We start from the raw sequence: 21,494 nt of genomic DNA, 5'->3' as shown, positions 1-21,494 counted from the left end.
TTCAAGTGATACATAACAAGCGGGGAGGAATAAGGATTGGACAATTTTGTGTTTCATAATCCAACGAAGCTTATTTTTGGAAAAGGTCAATTGGAAGCATTAAGAGCTGAAATACCCGCATATGGGCACAAGGTGTTGCTCGTTTATGGCGGAGGCAGTATTAAACGCAGTGGTTTGTACGACGAGATCATTGCTATTTTGCAAGAGATTGGGGCCATATGCACGGAGCTGCCCGGTGTTGAACCCAATCCGCGTCTGTCGACCGTTCATCGTGGTGTTGAGCTGTGCAAGTCGGAGGGAATTGAATTGATCCTGGCTGTTGGGGGAGGAAGTGTGCTCGACTGCGCCAAGGCGATTGCCGTAGGGGCCAAATATGAAGGTGATATGTGGGATTTTGCCGAGCGTAAGGCGCTGCCGAAGGAGTCTCTTCCCCTAGGTATGGTGCTGACGATGGCTGCTACGGGCTCAGAGATGAACGGGAACTCCGTCATAACCAACGAAGCTACGCAGGAGAAGCTGGGCTGGGGCAGCCAACTCGCCTATCCCGCATTTTCCATTCTTGATCCGCATTATACGGCTACATTACCCAAGGAACAAACCGTATATGGCATGGTTGATATTATGTCGCATGTGTTCGAGCATTATTTCCATCATACGAGCAATACTTCGCTGCAGGACGAATTTTCCGAAGCCTTATTGCGTACTGTTATTGAAACGGCTCCCAAGCTGGCCCGGGATTTACAGAATAAGGAGCATCGGGCAACCATATTGCTTTGCGGCACGATGGCCTTGAACGGAATACTCGACATGGGTTATGCCGGTGACTGGGCTACACATAATATCGAGCATGCCGTGTCCGCAGTGTACGATATTCCCCATGGCGGCGGGTTGGCTATTTTATTTCCGAACTGGATGAAATATAACCTGCAGCATGACGTCGCCCGGTTTAAGCGTCTGGCAGAGAAGGTATTCCATATCGATCCTGCTGGCAAGGACGATGAGACGGTTGCTCTTGAGGGCATTGCAGCGCTGCGGTCCTTCTGGTCTTCCATCGGGGCCCCAAGCCGTCTGGCCGATTATGGCATTGATGACAGCCAACTTGAGGCAATGGCTGACAAAGCGGTCCGCTTTGGTCCCTTCGGCAATTTTGCGGTGCTGGACAAAGCCGATGTACTGGAGATTTATCGCATGTCCTTGTAAAAGGAAGACGCACTTTACCAAGCCGGTCTAGGGGTCTTGGCCCTGTAGTCCGGCTGTTTTTTGAAACAAAACGGCTGGTAGAACGTATGAACCATTAGAGTGCGTGGTTTAAAAAGCCGGATTTTCTGCGCGATCAAAAATGGTTTTTTGAACTAGCTCTTAAAGTTACATTTTGGGCAGAGGGGGGGAGAAAGGTGGAAGCGCTGTTTTGGGGTTGCTTTGTCGGCGGTGCTCTGTTCGCGGTTATCAGCGCGGTGCTGGGTGATTTGGTTGGAAGCTGGCTGGACGGTCTGCTCGATTTTATGTCTGTTGATTTCCTGAATCCGGTCATCTCGGCCTCGGCGGTTACATGCTTTGGTGGAGCTGGTATCTTGCTAAGCCGGTATACTGAGCTTGGCCCGGCAGGCATCGTGATTTCCGCTATTTTGATCGCAGGGATATTATCGGTGTTAGTCTATTTTGCCTACGTGAAGCCCATGGAAAATAGCGAAAATTCGACCGGCTTCTCAAGCTCCGAGCTGCCCGGAAAAATGGGTGAGGTCACCGTTCCGATTCCGGCACAGGGCTATGGGGAAATTATGATCCGTCTGGTCGCCGGCAACACGATTCATATCGCTTCGAGCTGGGACCGCAAGGACATTCCCGCCGGGACATCCGTCGTGGTGGTCGATACGACAAAGGAAGGAATTGTGCAGGTGTCGGAACTGGATACTGGCTCATTGTAGCAACGAAACGAGGTATGTAATCAAGAAGAAGAGGGAGCTGGTGTGAGTTGTTTGAAAGCATTCCGGATTTTTTGTTTATTCCTTTGATCATTATTGGGGTAATTCTGATTCTGGGGCTGGCCTTTTGGGCCAGATACAAAACGGTCAGCCCGGATGAGGCGATGATCGTTACCGGTTCATTCCTGGGCAACAAAAATATTTCCGATGACCAGTCCGGCCGTAAAATCAAAATTGTGCGCGGCGGCGGTGCATTCATCTGGCCTATCTTCCAAAAGGCCGAATTCATGTCATTGCTGTCTCACAAGCTTGATGTTATGACCCCTGAGGTATATACGGAGCAGGGCGTTCCGGTATCGGCTGATGGCGTGGCAATTATTAAGGTGGGGAGCTCCATCGAGGATGTGGCGACAGCGGCCGAGCAATTCATGGGTAAGCCCATCGAATCGCTGAAGGGCGAGGCGCAGGAAGTGCTGGAAGGCCATCTGCGTTCCATCCTGGGCTCTATGACGGTTGAGGAAGTATACCGCAACCGCGACAAGTTTGCTCAGGAAGTGCAAGGTGTTGCGGCGCGCGACCTGAAGAAGATGGGGCTGCAAATTGTCTCATTCACCATTAAGGACGTAAGAGACAAGCACGGATATCTGGAAGCGCTGGGTAAACCACGGATCGCTGCGGTTAAGCGCGATGCGGATATCGCCGAGGCGGAAGCGCTGCGGGATGCGCGGGTTCAGAAGGCGCTTGCTGAGGAATCCGGGCAGAAGGCCGAACTGCTGCGTGATACCAACATTGCGGAAGCCGAGAAGGATAAGGAGCTTAAGGTAGCCTCCTTTAAGAAGGATCAGGATACGGCGAAAGCAGAAGCGGATCAGGCTTACCATATTCAGGAGGCCAAGGCCAAGCAAACGATGGTCGAGGAACAAATGAAGGTTGAGCTCGTGCGTAAGGAACGGGAAATTGATCTGCAAGAAAAGGAAATTACGGTTCGCGAGAAACAATATGATGCTGAGGTGAAGAAGAAAGCGGACGCGGATCGTTATGCGGTCGAACAAGCGGCAGAAGCCGACAAAGCCCGTAAAATGCGTGAAGCGGATGCCCTGCAATATTCGATCGAAACTCAAGCGAAGGCTTCTGCTGAACAGAAGCGTCTGGAAGGTCTGGCTATTGCGGATGCCGAACGTGCCAAAGGTACTGCCGATGCGGAAATTATCCGCTTGCGTGGTCTGGCTGAAGCCGAAGCAAAGGAGAAATTGGCCGAGGCGTTCCAGAAATTTGGCGAAGCCGCCGTGTTGGATATTGTGGTCAAAATGCTGCCTGACCTGGCTCGTCAAATTGCCGAGCCGTTGTCTAGCATCGATAAGTTGACTGTAGTGGATACGGGGAAAGGCGAAGGCGCCGCACGGGTTAGCAATTATGTGACTGAACTGATGGCCACGGCACCGGATATGCTTAAGAGTGTATCGGGGATTGAACTGGATAAGCTGATTCAGGGCTTGACCAAGGGCAAGGTGGCTTCTACGCCAAATCCGGTCGCGACTCCGGTTGAGAGCAAACCGGCTGCTGTTCTTCCACCACGGCCACAAGCTGAAAATCCGGCTCCAAAGAGCGTAGAGCCTCCTCAGGACCCTCAAATCTAAAAAGAGCGGTGAACTACCAGCCGAAAGTCCTCAATTGTTCATAAAATTTCGCTGGTTGCTGCTTGACAATGTCTATGGAGAGAGGTAATTTGACATAGAGATAAATACATGAAGTAGATTCAGCGTCCCGCCCGTTTGGGCGAGGACGCTTTCAAATGCTGTCAAATCGGCTGACAGAAGCGAATTAGATCGATTATAATGGATGTCAGCGATTTACTAGAATCAGACAAGAAGAGGTGCAACCGATTGTGAACAGCCTAAGCGTAGCCAAAGTGTTGAACAACAACGTCATTATTGCAAGACACCCGGAGCATGGCGAGGTCGTTGTGATCGGCAAAGGCATCGGATTTAATCGCAAGACAGGAGACTCTATCCCGCTGGACGCTGTTGAGAAGCTGTTTATTCTCACAAGTCAGCAGGAGCAGGAGCAATATAAGCAACTCGTGCCCCAGGTGGATGAGCAGTTGATCGAGACGATTGGCGAGATCATTATGTATATTTCCGGAAAGACGGATGTACAGCTTAATGAGCATATCCATATCGCCCTGACCGATCATCTGGCGTTCGCCATCAAGCGCGCAGAGCAGGATATCGCTTTTCATAATCCCTTCTTGTTTGAAACAAAGGAAATATATCCGTTGGAGTTTGAACTGGCGGAATATGCCATTGATTTGATTCATCGCAAGATGGGGGTTGACCTGGGCGAAGACGAGGTGGGGTTCGTGGCCTTGCACATCAACAGTGCCATGACTAATCGCCATATTAGCGAGGTTCGTGGACACGCCCAATTGATAGCCGATCTGGTCAAGGTGATTGAGGAGGAGCTCCACTTCTCGATTTTGAGGGATTCCCTGGATTACTCCCGGTTGTTAACGCATTTGCGTTTTGCTATTGAGCGGGTACGCCGGGGCGAGCAGGTCAGTGAAGTGGATAAGCTGGCTAGCTTGTTGAAGAAGGAGTATCCTTCGCTTTATCTGTTGGCCGAGAAGCTAACTCTGATCATGGAGCAACGTTTGAATATGCCGGTGTATCAAGCGGAAGTCAGTTACTTGACGATGCATTTGCACCGGGTTGCTCCGGAAAATGTTCAGTAGACTACGCTTGCATGTAAAAAAAAGCTCTGTTATACTTTTGAGTTGTAACCAATTAACTTCATAATCACAATGTGTGACTGATTCGATCAGGCATGAGTTGATTATAGTTTTTTTGATTGTATCGCGTTAATCCGGGGTAACATATCCCTAGATAAGCTTTGATACATGAGAGGAAACTTTATTAGCTCATGCTTTTATTTTTTGCTCACACATTTGGCTTTGGTTATCGCAATCCCTTACAATAAAGGGAGCGTATCATAAACATTTACTTAAATTATAAACAGAAAGCGAGAGGATTGAATATGGAAAGAACGTTCAGAATTACCGATGAGGATGGAATCCACGCACGCCCGGCTACGGCACTGGTTAATACAGCAAATAAATTTAAAGGGGCCGAATCCTTTGCAGAGGCTAACGGCAAAAAAGTAACATTGAAGTCTATTCTTGGCGTATTGTCCCTGGGCTTGGAGCAAGGGGACTCGTTCAAGCTGATCGTTGAAGGAGAAGAAGCAGCAGATGCTCTTCAAGCGCTCACAGATGTGATGGTCAATGAAGGGTTGGGAGAAGTGAATGCTTAAGATTGCCGGTATTGCCGCTTCCGCCGGCGTGGCTATTGCCAAGGCATTCAAGCTGGAGCATCCCGACTACACGGTAACTCGCCGGGAGGCTGCTGATCCGGCCGCAGAGCTTGCGCGGCTGGATGATGCGTTGGCAAAATCTCAGCAGGAGCTTGAGGCGATTAAAGAGCGCACCCTTAAAGAGCTTGGTGAGAAAAAGGCGGAAATTTTTGAATCTCACTTACTGATCTTAAACGATCCGGAGCTGCTGACACCGGTTCGCGATAGAATTGGATCGACCAAGGTTAGTGCAGAATTTGCGCTGGATGAAACAGCATCAGAATTCATCACCATGTTCGAGAACATGAAAAGCGCTTATCTCAAAGAGCGTGCAGCGGATATGCGAGACGTTACCAAGCGTGTCCTGACTCATCTGCTTGGGTTGACCTATGTCAACCCGGCCGATATCAGCGAAGAGGTTATTGTCATCGCTGAGGATTTGACGCCATCGGATACAGCGCAATTAAACCGCAATTATGTCAAAGGCTTCACCACAAATATCGGTGGACGCACCTCGCACTCTGCGATTATGGCTCGTTCCCTGGAGATTCCGGCTGTCGTGGGAACCAAGGATGTGCTGGAGCAAGTGAATAGCGGTGATCTTGTAATTGTGGATGGTCTGGATGGTCATGTTATTGTGAATCCTAGCGAAGAAGTTATCCGGGAATATACGGACAAACGCGACAAGCATCTTCGTCAAATCGAGGAATGGAAGAAGCTTCGCGGGGTGAAAACAGAGTCCAAAGACGGCGTACATGTGGAGCTTGCGGCTAATATCGGGACTCCTAATGATGTAGTGGGCGTGCTTGAGAATGGCGGAGAGGGCGTAGGCCTGTACCGGACCGAATTCCTCTACATGGGACGTACAGAGCTGCCTTCCGAGGATATCCAGTTCAACGCCTACAAGACTGTATTGGAGAAGATGGAGGGCAAGCCAGTCGTAGTCAGAACGCTTGATATCGGTGGCGACAAGGAGCTTCCTTATCTGAACCTGCCGAAGGAAATGAATCCGTTCCTGGGCTTCCGGGCTATTCGCCTGTGTCTGGAGCAGAAGGACATCTTCCGTACCCAGCTTCGCGCATTGCTGCGGGCTAGTGTATACGGATCATTGCGGATTATGTTCCCGATGATCGCTACCTTGGATGAATTCCGGGCAGCCAAGGCGCTGCTGCTGGAAGAGAAGGACAAGTTGAAGGCTGAAGGCGTTCAAGTATCTGAAGAAATCCAACTGGGCATTATGGTGGAAATTCCTTCAACTGCCGTTCTGGCGGATCAGTTCGCGAAGGAAGTTGACTTTTTTAGTATCGGAACCAATGACCTTATTCAATACACGATGGCCGCAGACCGCATGAATGAACGTGTCTCCTACCTGTATCAGCCATACAACCCGGCGATTCTGCGCCTGGTGAGCATGGTGATTGAGGCAGCGCACAAGGAGGGCAAATGGGCTGGCATGTGTGGCGAAATGGCGGGCGACGCAACGGCGATTCCGCTGCTGCTTGGCTTGGGCCTTGATGAATTCAGCATGAGCGCCACTTCGATTTTGCCGGCACGTTCGCAAATTTCCCGGTTGTCCAGAGCAGAGATGCAGTCACTGGCAGCCAAAGCATTGCAAATGCAGACCGCTGAGCAAGTGGTCGAATTGGTTCGCAGCATCAAAGAATAGCAGGGTTAGCTTTTCCAACCGTTTTACGGGTTTCCTATAGGCCGGCGCCGTTGTGCGCCGGTTTTTTTTGCGATATGGTTTATTTTTGCCCGCTTTTGGGATAAAGTGAGATAAAATCGATTATTAGTGCGAGTTCAAAATCTCGAACTCTCTTTGTGATCCAAGGATGATTTTTTGAACAACCTCTATTAATGAACACAGGAGTAACTTTATATGCAGACTAACCACACTAATATAGGTATTATTGACATTGGTTCCAACTCTATTCGACTGGCAATTTATGAGACCGCGCCACAAGGGGCTTACCGTCTGATTAACGAAAAAAAAGAATCGGCACGGTTGAGTGAAAAGATGAATCGAGAGGGAGCGATGGAGCAGGCAGAAATTCTGTCCATTGTCCCTATTTTGCGCCAGTTTCGCGAAGTGTGCCAAGCTTACTCTTGCGGGCATATCCGGGTTGCAGCTACGGCAGCTATCCGAAATGCGGCGAATGCCGAAGACATCAAAGTTTTGCTGGAAGCTGAGACAGGCCTCGATATTGAAATTCTCTCCGGGGAGCAGGAAGCTTATTATGGTTTCGTAGCCGTAGCAGGGGGGATGACCAACGAGGACGGCTTTATTATTGATATCGGCGGAGGGAGTACGGAGATTGCGTTGTTTCTGGGGCGCCGCATGCTAAGCAGCGTATCGCTGCCCATTGGAGCGGTGAATGCCCAGGTCAGATTCGGACCGGCTTCAGAGCCTTGGGCGGCTGAGCAGATCGAGCGGCTGCAAGACGAGGTGGAGCGCTTGCTGAGCGACTTACCTTGGATTGAGGCGCATCCCGGCTTGCCGCTTATCGGCCTGGGAGGGACCATCCGGACGCTTGGCAAGCTGGATCAGCGGCGGCGAAAATATCCACTTCGTCTGGCCCATAACTATCGCTTGGAGACGGATAGCCTCCAGCATTATGCCAAAACGCTGCCCGACCTGCCGCTGGAGAAGCGTAAGCGCCTGGATGGCTTATCCAAATCGCGGGCGGATATTATTGTGCCGGGTACGCTCATCCTGCACACGGTTCTCCGGCGTATCGGGGCCATTTGCTGCCAGGTCAGCGGCGCTGGATTGCGTGAGGGCCTGCTTCAAAATACGCTGGGGCTGGAGCTGCCTGCTGCGGACGAGGTGCTGGATCGTCAGGCAGAGACTTTGCTAACCTTCCATACCCAAGCTCCACGTGAGCATTTCCGGCAAGTCAGCCGTCATGCTGAGCAGCTTTATCATTTACTGGCGGCGGGGGAGGAAGACCCCCAAATCAGCCGACTCTTACAGACCGCCTCGCGCCTGTATAAGATCGGTGGGGATATTCGCTACCATCAATACGATAAGCATACCTTGTACTGGATGACTCAGGCGCCTCTCGGGGCCTTAACGCATCGGGAAGCGGTCATATGCAGCTTGATTGTCGATTATCCCGCAAACCACGGCAAGAAGATCAACTTTGGTATATACCGCGGTTTGCTTAAGGATAAGGATGATGAATTAATTGAAAGATTGGGCGCTTTGGTGGAGGTTGCCCTTGCTATGGATGCTAGCGAGACACAGTCATTGCAAATTTGGGAAATAGCGTTAAAAGGGGAAACCTTGCGGCTGAAACTATTAAGCCGCAGTCAGACTTACCTGGAGATCAGGCAGCTTACGACTGCGGCCAAAAGCTTCAAGCGGGCTTGGGGAATTACACTCAATTGGTCGGTTCATCCGTCTTCCACAGATTAATCTGGTGAGCGGAGAATTGACTGCGGCAATCTGGCTGAGTATTGCGGATCGGTTCATACTTTCCACTGGATACCAGCCTTTTTGCTTTGACATTATCAGCAAGGGATAGCTGCAAAATCTGCACTAAGGTCTCCCGGGTGTCTTCCTTGGTGACCGGACACATCAACTCAATCCGGCGAGTCAGGTTGCGCGTCATCCAGTCCGCACTTGAGATGAATACCTCCGGTTGCCCTCCGTTCTCGAAATAATAGATGCGGGAGTGCTCCAGGAAGCGGTCTACAATACTGCGTACGGTAATCTGCTCACTAAGTCCTTCAACGCCAGGGCGGAGACAGCAAACCCCACGGACAATCAGATCGATTGGGACACCGGCCGAGGAGGCCTCATATAACTGATCGATCATTTCCTGATTGGATAAGGAGTTCATCTTGGCTATGATTCGCGCCGGTTTTCCGGCAGCGGCATGTTCGGCTTCACGCTGGATCAGCTCGAACAGCTTGTCCTTCATGCTTGTAGGGGCTACAGTTAATGCTTTCCAATGTCCGGCTTCCGAATAGCCCGTAATCAGGTTGAACAACTGGGAAGCATCTTCTCCGATGAGCGGATCGGTCGTAAATAAGCCGATATCAGTATACAGCCGGGCTGTGGTATCGTTGTAGTTGCCGGTTCCCACATGGATGTAGCGTTTGAGGTCGCGGCCTTCCTGACGAACAACAAGCAAAATCTTCGCGTGGGTCTTCAATCCGACCAAGCCATAAACGACATGGCAGCCGGCCTTCTCCAGCGTGCGCGCCCAGGCAATGTTGCGTTCCTCGTCAAAGCGCGCTTTCAGTTCCACGACGACTGTGACCTGTTTGCCTGATTCGGCGGCATGGGCTAGCGCCTGGATTAGCGGAGAGTTGCCACTGACCCGGTAGAGGGTCATCTTGATGGCCATAACCGCTGGGTCCTCTGCGGCCTGGTCAATAAAATCGGTAACTGCGTCAAAGCTCTCGTAAGGATGGTACATCAGCACATCGCGCTCCTGCAACACCTCAAAGAAATCAGTGTTGTGCCCGAATTCCCGAGGGTATACAGGATCGATCTGAGGATAACGGAGCTTGGGATATCCCTTCACTGCGCCGGGCAGACGGCTGAGAAATCCGAGATCCAGCGGTCCGTCAATCTCGAAGATCGCTTCCCCCACCTCAAACTCCTCCTCCAGCAATTCAAGCGTGTAAGGGTGAGTTCCCTTCTGAATTTCCAATCTGACGGGTGAGCCCCACCGCCGCTTCCGCAGTTCCTTCTCGATCTCCTCCAGCAAATCCTCGGCCCCTTCTTCATCGAAGGCCAGGTCCGCATTGCGGGTCAGTCTGAATTCATGCACGGCCAGCGGTTCGTAACCGCTGAACAACGTTTGGATATGATGGCGGATCAGTTCTTCAATAAGAATGAATGATTGCTTCTTGCTGTTGGAGTGATTTGGCAACGGAATGATTCTCGACAAGTTTGAAGGAATTTGCACAATGGCAAAATAAGGGGATTTCTCTTCCCCGTTTTCATCGATTTGTGCCTCATTTTCTCTCTTGAGCACAACGGCTAAATAGACGAATCCTGTATGTACCAGTGGAAAAGGGCGGCTCTGATCGACGGCCATCGGGGTGAGGACCGGAAAGACGATATCATGGTAGTAGGCCTCCATCGATTTGCGCTGCGCCATATTCAAATCATCGTATTTGAGGAACATGATATTTTCCCGAACAAGCTGTCTGGATATTTCCCGATAGGTACGGTATTGTTCAGTAACCATGCTGGAGATGCGTGTAATCAGACGCTTGTACAATCCGGCAGGGGTATAGCCGGTAAAGTCTTTCTTGATATATCCGGCGCGGATTTGATCCTGTATGCCGGCAACGCGTACACTCATGAATTCATCCAGGTTGCTGGAGACGATGGATAGAAATTTGGCCCTCTCCAGCAATGGAGTGCTTGAATCCTTGGCTTCCATTAGCACACGCCGATTAAATTCCACCCAACTGAGATCGCGGTTCAAATACCGTGGTCCTTGTTTTTTGATTTCCGTAAGCGCCATTTGTATGACCTCCGCTTTAAGTGACGATTCTGACTGAGGAACAACCAAGATAGCTGTCCTCCTCCTCATTTTACTATGCCGAAAAGAAGCAAATTGCATACTTTTGTAAACTATATGTAAAAATTATAACTCTATGTAAAGTTTATTCGCAAAAAAGAGAGTTTCTTGGTAGGTTGTTGTTAAAGATGGGTAATATATGAGTATGGCGTTGATATGCGTCAGACAGGGAACTATTCTGAGGAGGTTGTTGCAAGATGAGTACGAACCATCACACGTTCCAACTAAGCGTTACGCCCAGAACGGAATTCCATCGCTCTTCGCTGCGCAAGTTGAGAGAAAATGGTCGTGTTCCGGCTGTTGTTTACGGAGGCGAGTCCGAGAGCCTTGCGGTTCATGTGGATGTCAAGCAGCTTGTGAAGGCAGCACGTACGGGAAGATCGGAATTCTTCGATCTGAAGGTTGAAGGAGGGCAAACCTTGCCTGTGTTGATCAAGGATCTTCAACAGCGCAAGGGAGAAATTATTCATGCCGACTTTCAGCAGGTATCCAAAAACAAGCCAATTCGCGTAAAGGTACCTTTGAGCTTCACGGGTATAGCGAAAGGCACCAAGGTTGGAGGAATCCTGCAATTTCAGGCTACGGAACTAGAGGTAGAAGGGCTGCCGGGCGTATTGCCCGCAAGCCTGGAGATAGATATTACTCCGCTTGAGGTCGGTGACAAGCTGACAGCCAGCGAGGTCAAGCTGCCAGAAGGCATTATTCTGCACGCTCATCCGGATGAGGTGCTTGCGGTTGTTCTGCAGCAAGCAGTGGATACGGCGGCGGAGGACGTGGATTCGACGGATAATGAATCAGCGGCTGAGGCTAAAGGCACGGATACGGACGAGGGCTAAGCCTGATCGCGGAGCTGTTTGTCAGGAATAAGAAATGCGTTTAAGGTTCGTGGAAGGCAGGTTATCCCGGGCAATATTTCAGGGATGGCCTGCTTTTTTCGTTCAGCTTGACGAATCCAGCTTTTGTAACTAGAATGGTTGCAGGATTGTATAAAATTTAAATAAAAAGGAAAGAAGGGGTCGCATGCCGCCAAAAACCAAAACGAATGCCTTGGCCCGGCGCAAAGCCGAGCAATTGAAAGAACAGCAAAAAATGAAAATGAGACGTTTGATCTGGTTCACGACGGTAGGACTGCTGATGGTCCTGATCATTGCCGTATTGGCGTTCCAGCCCGCTCCGAAAGCTGCTGAATTTGATTATGCCAATCTGCCTGCATTGGGACAAGCTGATGCGCCGGTCAAAGTGGTGGAGTTCGGGGATTATCAATGCCCGGCTTGCAAGAGCGTTAATGAACTGGTTAAGCCAAACCTGGTTAAAGATTATATAGATGAAGGCAAGGTCGCCTTTTACTTCATGAATCTGCCGTTTCTCGGCACGGATTCCTTCACGGCGGCATTGGCTGCGCAAGCTGTGTATCATCAGGATCAGGAAGCCTTCTGGACTTATTTTGATGCAATTTACGAACGTCAGGGAGAGGAAAATGCCGGTTGGGCCTCTCAGGATTTCCTGGTAGAACTGGCCAAGCAATTGGAATTGCCGATTGATTACGATCTGCTGCAACAAGATATTGCCGAAGCGACTTATCAGAGTGAGGTTGAGGCGCACCTGGCTCAAGGGAACGAGTTGAGGGTGGACACTACGCCAACCTTCTTCATCAACGGTATTAAATATGCAGGTTCCGCGGATTATGAGTCATTGAAGAAGGCTATTGATCTGGAATTGGCACGATAGACGGAGGGATAACAAGGTATGCGTGCTTTTTTGAGGAATTACGGCATTTATCTGGCCTGGCTGGTGGCGCTGGTGGCAACGGCGGGCAGCCTGTACCTGAGTGAAGTGCTTCATTATGAGCCTTGCCGTTTGTGCTGGTTCCAACGTATTTTCATGTATCCTCAGGTTCTGCTGCTTGGAGTGGCAGCGTATCGTCAGGATCGACATATCATTCCGTATTCAGTGTTGCTTAGCAGTGTAGGTGGTGTAATTTCTGTATATCATTATGCTGAGCAAAAAATTCCTGCGTTGTCACGGTGGCTCCCCTGTAAGGTAGGGATTCCGTGCAATGTGGATTATCTGGGGAGCGGCTGGCTCGGTTTCATTACCATTCCCTTCATGGCGCTGATGGCGGCCGTATTGATTGTGCTGTTCCTGTTAGCGGCTCGGCAGAAGCCCGATGAGGAACAGATTGAGGACTAGAAGAATGTTGAAAATTGGCCTGATTTTTATTTATTATGATGTAACGTCCATGCAGCTTTTGGCTGTGCGGGCGTTTTTTTTAAGATTATAGAATTTATAAGTTTTCAGCGGAGCTGAACGATTCAATAATCGCAAGAAAAACTACCGCTTAACGTGGTCTGGCTTCAAAGATAGTACATCAATAGATGTTTTTCTTATGCCAGGAGACAAGGTGGCGCGACAAGGATTTCTCTCTGAAATGAAGTGTGAAATATTGTAATTTTCGGTTGAGGGGATGAATGGGCTGCTTGGATTAGATGAGCTAGAATGAAGGAGGTTAGCAACTTATTTTCCCAAAGGAGGATATTTCGTGATGCAAGCTAGTCATACGGAATCATGGTCCGGAAGAGTGCCGCTTCATCAGGTGCGAATTCAGGACGATTTCTGGAGTTATTATATCGGTCTGGTCAAGGATGTGGTGGTACCTTATCAGTGGGAGGCCCTGAACGATCGGGTGGAGGCAGCCGAGCCTAGTGGCGCGGTACGGAATTTTCGCATTGCCGCCGGATTGGAGCCAGGTGAATTTTATGGGATGGTGTTTCAGGATAGCGATGTCGCCAAATGGCTGGAAGCCGTGGCTTATCTTTTGGAAACGGATGCAAATCCGCAGTTGGAGCAAATTGCGGATGAAATGATTAATATTATTGCTCTGGCTCAGCAGGAGGATGGGTATCTAAATACGTACTTCCAGTTGAAGGAGCCGGATAAACGCTGGACGAACCTGACAGAGTGCCATGAGCTTTATTGTGCCGGACATATGATCGAGGCAGGGGTTGCCTACTACCGGGCTACGGGGAAAAACAAGCTGCTTCAGGTGGTGTGCAAGTTGGCGGACTACATTGACCAAGTATTCGGCAACGAGCCTGGCAAGCTGGCTGGTTATGATGGACACCAGGAAATTGAACTGGCTTTGGTCAAGCTTTATGAGGTGACTGGCGAAAAACGTTATTTGCAGCTAAGCCAATATTTTCTTGATCAGCGTGGGCAGCAGCCGTCGTTTTTCGAGGAAGAGCTCAAGCAACGGGAAGGCAAGACGTTCTGGAGCGGGACGTGGGTAGACCGGGTAGACTTGGAATATCATCAGGCTCATCTGCCCGTCAGGGAGCAGGAGACAGCAACCGGGCATGCCGTCCGGCTGATGTATATGCTGGCAGGGATGGCTGACGTAGCGGGAATGACCGGGGACGATACTATGCTGGCAGCTTGCCGGAAGCTCTGGGACAACGTGACCGGGAAGCAGATGTATATTACCGGCGGAGTAGGCTCCATGCCCCAGGGCGAGGCCTTTTCGTTTGACTATAATCTGCCTAATGATACGGTATACGCTGAAACCTGCGCCTCGATCGGTCTGATCTTTTTCGCCCATCGGATGCTGCGTATTTCTCCCGAATCGAGATATGCTGATGTGCTGGAGCGGGCGCTATACAATACAGTAGTTGGCGGCATGGCCCGGGATGGCAAGCACTTCTTTTATGTCAATCCGCTGGAGGTAGACCCCAAAGCTTGCGGAGGCGGCAATCATAACGTGGATCATGTCAAGCCGGTACGTCAAGGCTGGTTCGGATGTGCCTGCTGTCCGCCTAATGTGGCTCGATTGCTGGCTTCTCTGGGTGAATATATCTATTCGGTGCAGGGGGATACCCTCTATACTCACCTGTATATCGGCGGGGAAGCGGAGCTGAAGATAGGGGATGGAGCCGTCAAGGTGGTGCAAACCACAAATTACCCTTGGGACGGGAACGTGCAATTTGCCATAGAGCCAACAGGCATAGAGCGCTTCACGTTAGCACTTCGCCTTCCGGATTGGTGCCCTGAAGCGAAGGTAATGGTGAACGGCGAGGTTCAGCAAGCGGATGAAGCTCTGGTTCAAAATGGGTATTATTTGCTGCAGCGCGACTGGCATGCCGGAGACAAGGTGGAATTGGTTCTACAGATGCCTGTGACCCGGATGTACAGTCATCCGCTCGTAAGAGCCAATGCGGGCAAGGTGGCACTGCAACGCGGGCCGCTGGTGTATTGTCTCGAAGAAGCGGATCATGGGCCTCATTTACATGAGATTATCCTGCCCAAGTCGTCTGAATTACGAGATATCTGGGCCAACGAATTGCTTGGTGGAGTGGTCACCGTGGAAGCAGAGGGAATCCGGTTGTCCGAGCAAGGCTGGCAAGGCGGCTTGTACAGCTCTGCTGCGCGTCCTTCCGAACAGCAGGTATCGCTTAAATTTATCCCTTATTATGCCTGGGCCAACCGGGGGGAGGGAGAAATGACGGTGTGGCTAAGGGAACATTGATGGCTCTTCTCGGGTGACGTTGTGACAAGTGCCTAAAGATCCGCATATGATACCGGAGATAATTATCTTTTGACAAAGGAGAGGGCGGCTCTGAAAAAGATCAAGCCTGTGAAATCCGGCGGAGCAAAGAAATCGCTCTACTATGTGGATAATCCCGAGATTAACGAATTAAAGCTGTTGGAAGAACGGAAAGGGTTGCAGCAGTCCAAGACGAAGGAGCTTCATATTCATCAGACATCAACGTTGTCACCGTCACCCCCCAAGAACGATCAGGCTGATTTGGCATCCAGCCTGCCGGGGAAGGAGAATGCTCCGGGCCGGAATCACCAACAAATATTGCATGAGCAGTTGCTGGAGAAGGCGGCACCCCATCAGGAAACAGGCATTATTTATACGGACGATCTCATCGATGCGGCTGTTACCGGAGAGAAGATTGCTCCATTTACCATTGATGCGTCCCGAATTAAGCGCGGCTCCATCGGTACGGCCTGGATTGCGGACTACGCGGTGGAGAATGCCAAGCTGGCCGACCAGGCCGTAACTTCTCAGAAGCTGGCTCCTTCCTCGGTGAACGGCAATCATCTGGCGGAAGGCTCCATCGAAGGCCGGGCTATCCGTGACCATTCTATTCGCGGAGAAAAGCTGGCGGACGGCAGCATTACACCGGAGAAGCTGGCTGACCGGGCCATTACGGGCGAAAAGCTGGCGGAAGGAACCATTCAAAGCCGTCATCTCGGTGACTGGATGATTACGTCGGAGTTGGTGCAGGATCAGGCCATCACGGGTGAGAAAATTCGCAGTGGGGCGATCCAGACAGCCCAGTTGGGCAATGGTGCGGTGGACACTTCCAAGCTGGGTGAGCAATCCGTCACGACATCCAAGCTGCGCGATAGTTCTGTAACTTCGGGCAAGCTGGCAGAGGGAGCCGTTGAAAGCCGTCATCTGGCGGATCATGCCATTTCTCCAAGACATTTGGCTCCCGGGCAAATCGGTCAGGAGCATTTGGCCTGGTCTAGTGTAGGAGCGAACCAGTTGCAGGAAGGAAGCATCACGGGCGAACATGTGGGTGAAGGGGTGATTGAATCCCATCATATCAGGGCTGGGGCCATAACCGGTGGGCATGTGCAGCCGGGAAGCATCGGGCAAAATCATATTGGAGACGGGGAGATCAAAAGCCGGCATGTCGCTGACAAGTCGATCCTTTTTACCAAGCTGGGCGACCAGTCCGTCGGCACCTCGCATATTATCGAGCAGTCCATCACTTCCTCGAAAATAGCGGACCAAAGCATTCTCTCCGGGAAAATCTCCGATGAAGCTGTGCTGGCCCGCCATCTGGCTCCAGGCGTTGTGCAGTCGGGTCATCTCGCACCGGAAGCCGTTACGGGTGTGCATCTGGCAGCTGCGTCAGTGCAGGCCGGGCAATTAGCGCCGTCGGCGGTAGAGGAATGGCATTTGGCTGATGGTGCGGTAACTGGCGAGAAGTTGGGGGCTGCCGAGGTAACGGCAGAGCATCTTGCTGCGGAAGCTGTTGGAACCCATCATTTGCAAGCTGGCAGCGTAACAGCGGAGAAGCTGGGAACGGGCAGTGTGACCATGAGGGCTATCGGCTTTGGCGCAATTACCGAAGCGGCGATTGGAGGGCGGCAAATTACGTCGGGACATCTGGCGTTGGGGTCCGTTCACGGAATTCATCTTGCTCCCGGATGTGTGGATGGCAGACTGCTGCAAGAGGGGGCGGTTCGAGAGGAACATCTGGGTGAGGGTTCCGTCTTCTCCCAGCATCTGCAAAACCACGCAGTCACCAGCCTAAAGCTTTCTCCTGAAAGTGTGACCACAGACAAACTGGGGGATTTGTCCGTAACTTCCTCCAAGCTGGCCGAGGGCAGCATAACCGCCAGCAAGCTTGGGCCTCAAGCGGTAGAGTCCAGACATCTTGCTCCAGGCGCTGTTGATGAAGCAGCATTGGCTGCCGGATGTATCCATACGTCGCATCTGGCCCTAGGTTCAGTCACTTCGGAACAATTGGGCGCATTAGCGGTGGAAGCCGGGCATTTGGCGGCCGATTCGGTGTCGGAGCGGGCTTTGCAGCGGGGCGTAGTGACAGCGGATAAATTGGGTGAAGGGGCGGTGCATTCCTCCCATCTGGCTGCGGATAGCATAGCTGGCCAGCATTTATCAGCCGGCTCGGTGAATGCTTGCCACCTTGTGGCAGAGGCTGTTGGATTGGAGCATTTGGCTGCAGAATTGCTGCAACAGGGACTGCTGCCGGAGGAAGGCATCAACGGCAAGGATATACAGCCCGCTTCAATTGGACGCGCGCACTTGCAGCCTGGGGCAGTGGATGCTGAGGCGTTGAAGCAAGCTGCCGTCGGTTCCGTCCATTTGCAGTCGGAGGCGGTGCAGCAGGAGCATCTGGCGGCAGGAGCCGTTGGCGCAGAGCAGCTTGGGGTACAATCGGTGGGGAGTCGCCATGTGCAATCCGGAGCTTTTGGCCCCGAGCATCTTACCTTTGCTCCGGTGCAGTCGGCAAGTGGAGGGGGCGCACAACAGCAGTTTGGCATGGCGGCATTCTTGCTGCAGCAGCATGAATCGGAGACGGAAATCGTCATTACGTTTGAGGCCCCGTTTGCTTCTTCCGAGTTCGTGCTCGTAGCGATGACGAACCATTCGGCTTATTATGCGACGCTCAAGGAACAAGCCGCGGATTCGGCGGTATTAACGGTCTCCAGGCTCAAGGACAGTCCGGTCAATTACGGCTGCGTCACCTGGATTGCGGTTGGCAGCATCGGATAATTCAAGCTATATTGGTAAGCAAGAAACTGCTGCAAAACAGATGAATAAATGAGCAAAACACCAAAAAAGAAAAGGTCGTCCGGCGCGACCTTTTCTTTTTGGCAGTACGCCCAGCATGAGCGTCATCTATACGGTGAAAGTCCGGAATAGGGGCTGGCAAGCACCTACCATTAGCCAAGAGCAAGGGTGCCTGCCATGAGCCGGAATCTGATAGACAGCTTGTTGGTTAACCATTCGTTATTTTACTTTAAAACGGGAGGTCTGGGCTTGCAGACCGTCCATCAAGCTGGACAGGTCGGCGGATGAAGACGCAACCTGTTCCATCGAGGCGAGCTGCTCTTCGGATGCGGCCGCCACGGTCTGGGCATGACCGGCGGTCTCGCGGGCAATATGCGCCAACTGGTCAACACTGGAGTTGATTTGCTCTGTGCCGGCCATAAGCTCTTGGGAGGAAGCGGAAATCTCATGACTTTGCGTTGTGATACTGGCCAAGCCCTGTAAAATCTGATCAAAGGTCTGTTCCGCTTCTGCCGCCAACGTTGCCCCCGCGCCTACCTGGCTGCTGTTCTTGGTCATGGCTTTGGCCGCTTCGGCGTTTCCTTGCTGGATGGCTTTAATCAAATCGTCAATGCTCTCTGTGGATTTGGCTGAATTCTCCGCCAGCTTCTTCACTTCCTGGGCCACCACAGCAAAGCCTTTGCCATGCTCGCCCGCCCGGGCCGCTTCGATCGAAGCGTTCAGTGCGAGCAGGTTAGTCTGGCGGCTGATTTCCGAAATCAAATGCGCAATGTTTCCGATTTCGGCGGAATGTTGATCCAGGGAGGCAATCAGTTCAACCGTTCCGGCGGACTCTCGCTCCATCTCGCTCAAAAAGCGGGCCGCTTCCTGCATTTGCCGGCTGCCCCGTTCTGCCTGTTCACTCAATTGCTCTGTCGTTTGGGAGGCCGCCAGCGAATGGTTAACGATACGCTGAACTCCCTTTGCCATCTCTTCCATCGCCCTAGCCGCTTCCTGCGTGGACACCATCTGCGCTTCGGAACCGGAGGCAACCTCCTGAATGGACATAACCACATTTTCCGTCACCTTGCTGCATTCTTCCGAGCTCATGCTCAGCTCTTCCGAGGATGCGGCGACATGCAGCGTGGTATCGCCGATATTCTCCAGCAACTCGCGCATATTGCCGGTCATTTGATTGAGGTGCCCGGCCATGGCTGCAAATTCATCCCTTCCCCCGATGGACACATGGGAGGTGAAATCCCCTTCCGCCAGACTTTTGGCCAGGCTGTTGACCTTGCCCAGATTGCGGGTGATCACCCGGCTGTAGAGCAGGAGGGAAGCGGTGACGATTGCAATCCCTGCGATACTAATGGCGGAGATCCACAGCAATAAGGAGTGCAGCGGGCTGAACAATTCGCTTTCAGGAACCGTTATAGCAAGCACCCAGCCAACTTCCGCTATTTTTTGATGATAAACCTGATATGTATCGCCATCTGCATGGTAGACGATTTTCCCGTCATTGGTGCCCAGCAGCGTCTTGGCTGAGGCGGCCAGCTCTTTGTTGTCGTCTTCCGCAAGCTTCACTTTCAGAACCTTCGCGGCATCCGGGCCGGCCAGATAGGTTCCGCTGTCATCATAGAGTGTCGCCCAGCCGCCTGAACCAACCTGTGCGTTCTCCACATACTGCTGAATGGTCTTCAAATTCAGGTCTCCGGTTACAACGCCAAGCGGGGTCTTGTCAGCTGCAAAAAAAGGCACAGACACCGTGGCCACGGTCATGTCAATTGTTGAATCATAGTATGGCGGGGTTATCTCTATTTGGTTCAAGCCGTTTTTATACCAGGGCTGCTCAACGTAATTGTAGGAGGGATTGCTGTATTCTTCTGTGGTGGCTATCTTGTCCCCGCTGCGGTAAGCATAGGTGGAGAAAAATTTCGTCTTTGCATCATAGCGGTTTGGTTCAAAATAGATGCCCATTCCGGACGTATCCGGATTGGTATCCAGGGTTTTGCCCATAATCGTCCGATATTGCTCCAGCGTGTACGAAGTCCACTGATCTTCCACGGTTCGCGCTACAATCTCCGGCAGCTTACTGTGTTTGCCCAGATTGGCTGAAATTTGACCTGATACCTCGTCTAATTGAACATTCATCCGATCCTGGATCTGCTCTTGAATGATCCCTTTGGCATGCTCATAAGAAATTCCCGAGACCAGCAGCAAAGTAACCAAAAAAGCAGGCAGCAAGCTGGCCAAGGTTTTGCCTCGTACCGTTCGGAGTTGAAGTCCCTTTCCTTTGATCCAACGTTCATTTGTCATAGTAATCCCCCTGTCTCTTTTGATGGCTTCCCCCGGAATTGGGACTTAAGCTTGAGTTATTTTCCAAGCAGATTATACCATGTAATTGCAGAATTTTGTCGTTTTCATCGACAGGTCTGACGAAATCAACAATCTCTTGGACTTGCTGGTGGGTTAATCGGAACAATCGGGGTCTTTCCTATCGGAAACGAGAGGGCTTTTTTCCCGGAACAAGGCCGGTGCCTGGCCGATAGTCTTTTTGAACATTTTCGAGAAAAGGAACGGGTCGGTATAGCCGACAGAGCGGGAGACATCGCTAACTGAGAGCTCCGGATTTTGGAGCAGCTCGACGGCCCGGTTCATGCGGTACTCAAGGAGAAAAGCTTGCAGAGACACACCGAAGCGTTCCTTGAACAGCCCGGACAAGTAGGTGCGATCCAGGCCAACAAAGCGGGCAATCTCCAGAACGGATATTTTTTGGCTATAGCTGCTCTCTATAAATTCAATAGTTTTGCGAATGTACCCCTCGCGGGATGCAGCAGCAGGTTTTCGCTCATCTCGGGTCTCAGGAGAGAAGCGGATCAGTTCGGCCAGCACGCGATAGAGGACGCTTTGGCTATGCACATCACTGCCTCGGGTCTCGTAAGTCGCTTTTAATTCCTCGCAGAAATTTTCCAGATAACTTCCGGCAGGCACTTCAAAAATAGGCCGCTCCGCATCGATTTGGGCCCGTTGCAGCAGTGAACGAGCATTCATCCCGGTGAACCCGAGCCAGGAGTAGCACCATGGCTCGGTCTCGTGGGCGCTGTAGTGGACCAGCGTCTCCGGCATGATCACGAAGCCTTGACCTGCTCCAAGCTCGAAGGTCGATTCTTTGGTCCGGAGCAGGCCGCGTCCGGCATGGATATAGTGAAGAATATAGGCATCCCGCAGCCCTGGCCCCCATGTATGCCTTGGCTTGCATTTTTCCAGTCCGAAGAAGAGTAAATTCAGATCGATTTTTCTCTGCAACGAAGAGACAGTGTAATTATAAAGCTCCATGAAATGGGAGATCTCCTTTATAGTTTTCTAGTA

15 protein-coding genes are annotated in these 21,494 nt (G+C 51.5%); 12 read left to right on the top strand and 3 right to left on the bottom strand.

Translation table 11 applies throughout. The features are described from left to right. Positions 1 to 36 precede the first annotated feature (36 nt). The 7 genes from C557_RS0117305 to C557_RS0117275 all read left to right on the top strand — a co-directional run bounded on the left by C557_RS0117305 (position 37) and on the right by C557_RS0117275 (position 8,688). Positions 37 to 1,200, top strand: coding sequence for an iron-containing alcohol dehydrogenase (locus C557_RS0117305; RefSeq protein ID WP_018753151.1), 1,164 nt, complete (start codon positions 37 to 39; stop codon positions 1,198 to 1,200). Between the two features lie 194 nt (positions 1,201 to 1,394). Beyond that, entirely contained in the window at positions 1,395 to 1,925 is a 531-nt protein-coding gene (locus C557_RS0117300) for an NfeD family membrane protein (protein ID WP_018753150.1), read from the top strand. 47 nt (positions 1,926 to 1,972) lie between these two features. Next, positions 1,973 to 3,559, top strand: a complete 1,587-nt coding sequence (locus C557_RS0117295; protein ID WP_018753149.1) for a flotillin family protein — start codon at positions 1,973 to 1,975, stop codon at positions 3,557 to 3,559. Positions 3,560 to 3,807: 248 nt separating this feature from the next. Next, positions 3,808 to 4,653 (top strand): glucose PTS transporter transcription antiterminator GlcT, encoded by an 846-nt coding sequence (gene glcT, locus C557_RS0117290; RefSeq protein ID WP_018753148.1) that lies wholly within the window; start codon positions 3,808 to 3,810, stop codon positions 4,651 to 4,653. A 302-nt stretch (positions 4,654 to 4,955) separates the two neighbouring features. Then, positions 4,956 to 5,231: an HPr family phosphocarrier protein gene (locus tag C557_RS0117285; RefSeq protein WP_018753147.1), complete on the top strand. Its 276-nt coding sequence runs from the start codon at positions 4,956 to 4,958 to the stop codon at positions 5,229 to 5,231. Then, the gene (gene ptsP / locus C557_RS0117280) at positions 5,224 to 6,936 is read left to right on the top strand and encodes a phosphoenolpyruvate--protein phosphotransferase (RefSeq protein ID WP_018753146.1); all 1,713 of its coding nucleotides are present in this window, start codon (positions 5,224 to 5,226) and stop codon (positions 6,934 to 6,936) included. Before C557_RS0117285 ends, ptsP begins: the two co-directional genes overlap by 8 nt. A gap of 213 nt (positions 6,937 to 7,149) precedes the next feature. Then, complete coding sequence (locus C557_RS0117275) at positions 7,150 to 8,688, top strand: Ppx/GppA phosphatase family protein (protein WP_018753145.1); 1,539 nt, start codon at positions 7,150 to 7,152, stop codon at positions 8,686 to 8,688. On the opposite strand, the gene ppk1 is transcribed toward C557_RS0117275, so the two are convergent. Then, positions 8,654 to 10,759: a polyphosphate kinase 1 gene (ppk1, locus tag C557_RS0117270; protein WP_018753144.1), complete on the bottom strand. Its 2,106-nt coding sequence runs from the start codon at positions 10,757 to 10,759 to the stop codon at positions 8,654 to 8,656. The genes C557_RS0117275 and ppk1 overlap by 35 nt on opposite strands. Positions 10,760 to 11,013: 254 nt before the next feature. On the opposite strand from ppk1, the gene C557_RS0117265 reads away from it, so the two are divergent. The 5 genes from C557_RS0117265 (at position 11,014) to C557_RS0117245 (ending at position 18,128) form a co-directional block, all read left to right on the top strand. Further along, a complete protein-coding gene (locus tag C557_RS0117265; protein WP_018753143.1) occupies positions 11,014 to 11,652 on the top strand; it encodes a 50S ribosomal protein L25 in 639 nt (212 codons plus the stop codon). A gap of 184 nt (positions 11,653 to 11,836) precedes the next feature. Continuing rightward, positions 11,837 to 12,544 carry a DsbA family protein gene (locus tag C557_RS0117260; RefSeq protein WP_018753142.1) on the top strand — a complete coding sequence of 236 codons (708 nt, stop codon included), beginning with the start codon at positions 11,837 to 11,839 and terminating at the stop codon, positions 12,542 to 12,544. Between the two features lie 18 nt (positions 12,545 to 12,562). Next, a complete protein-coding gene (locus C557_RS0117255; RefSeq protein WP_018753141.1) occupies positions 12,563 to 13,006 on the top strand; it encodes a disulfide oxidoreductase in 444 nt (147 codons plus the stop codon). Between the two features lie 352 nt (positions 13,007 to 13,358). Continuing rightward, entirely contained in the window at positions 13,359 to 15,335 is a 1,977-nt protein-coding gene (locus tag C557_RS0117250) for a glycoside hydrolase family 127 protein (RefSeq protein ID WP_018753140.1), read from the top strand. A gap of 69 nt (positions 15,336 to 15,404) precedes the next feature. Further along, the gene (locus C557_RS0117245) at positions 15,405 to 18,128 is read left to right on the top strand and encodes a WIAG-tail domain (RefSeq protein ID WP_018753139.1); all 2,724 of its coding nucleotides are present in this window, start codon (positions 15,405 to 15,407) and stop codon (positions 18,126 to 18,128) included. Positions 18,129 to 18,365: 237 nt separating this feature from the next. On the opposite strand, the gene C557_RS0117240 is transcribed toward C557_RS0117245, so the two are convergent. Then, entirely contained in the window at positions 18,366 to 20,441 is a 2,076-nt protein-coding gene (locus C557_RS0117240; protein WP_018753138.1) for a methyl-accepting chemotaxis protein, read from the bottom strand. 153 nt (positions 20,442 to 20,594) lie between these two features. Beyond that, positions 20,595 to 21,461, bottom strand: a complete 867-nt coding sequence (locus tag C557_RS0117230) for an AraC family transcriptional regulator (RefSeq protein WP_018753136.1) — start codon at positions 21,459 to 21,461, stop codon at positions 20,595 to 20,597. Between the last annotated feature and the right edge of the window lie 33 nt (positions 21,462 to 21,494).

Source organism: Paenibacillus sanguinis 2301083 = DSM 16941, assembly GCF_000374825.1.
Lineage (GTDB): Bacteria > Bacillota > Bacilli > Paenibacillales > Paenibacillaceae > Fontibacillus > Fontibacillus sanguinis.
The sequence above is the reverse complement of the archived record's forward strand: the minus strand, read 5'-3'. Positions and strand labels throughout refer to the sequence as shown.

Excerpts from the sequence above, each read along its gene's own strand:
- C557_RS0117250 (WP_018753140.1), top strand. The coding sequence starts at position 13,359 with ATGCAAGCTAGTCATACGGAATCATGGTCCGGAAGAGTGCCGCTTCAT.
- ptsP (WP_018753146.1), top strand. The coding sequence starts at position 5,224 with ATGCTTAAGATTGCCGGTATTGCCGCTTCCGCCGGCGTGGCTATTGCC.
- C557_RS0117240 (WP_018753138.1), bottom strand. The coding sequence starts at position 20,441 with ATGACAAATGAACGTTGGATCAAAGGAAAGGGACTTCAACTCCGAACG.
- C557_RS0117285 (WP_018753147.1), top strand. The coding sequence starts at position 4,956 with ATGGAAAGAACGTTCAGAATTACCGATGAGGATGGAATCCACGCACGC.
- C557_RS0117260 (WP_018753142.1), top strand. The coding sequence starts at position 11,837 with ATGCCGCCAAAAACCAAAACGAATGCCTTGGCCCGGCGCAAAGCCGAG.
- C557_RS0117275 (WP_018753145.1), top strand. The coding sequence starts at position 7,150 with ATGCAGACTAACCACACTAATATAGGTATTATTGACATTGGTTCCAAC.
- C557_RS0117265 (WP_018753143.1), top strand. The coding sequence starts at position 11,014 with ATGAGTACGAACCATCACACGTTCCAACTAAGCGTTACGCCCAGAACG.
- C557_RS0117230 (WP_018753136.1), bottom strand. The coding sequence starts at position 21,461 with ATGGAGCTTTATAATTACACTGTCTCTTCGTTGCAGAGAAAAATCGAT.
- C557_RS0117255 (WP_018753141.1), top strand. The coding sequence starts at position 12,563 with ATGCGTGCTTTTTTGAGGAATTACGGCATTTATCTGGCCTGGCTGGTG.
- ppk1 (WP_018753144.1), bottom strand. The coding sequence starts at position 10,759 with ATGGCGCTTACGGAAATCAAAAAACAAGGACCACGGTATTTGAACCGC.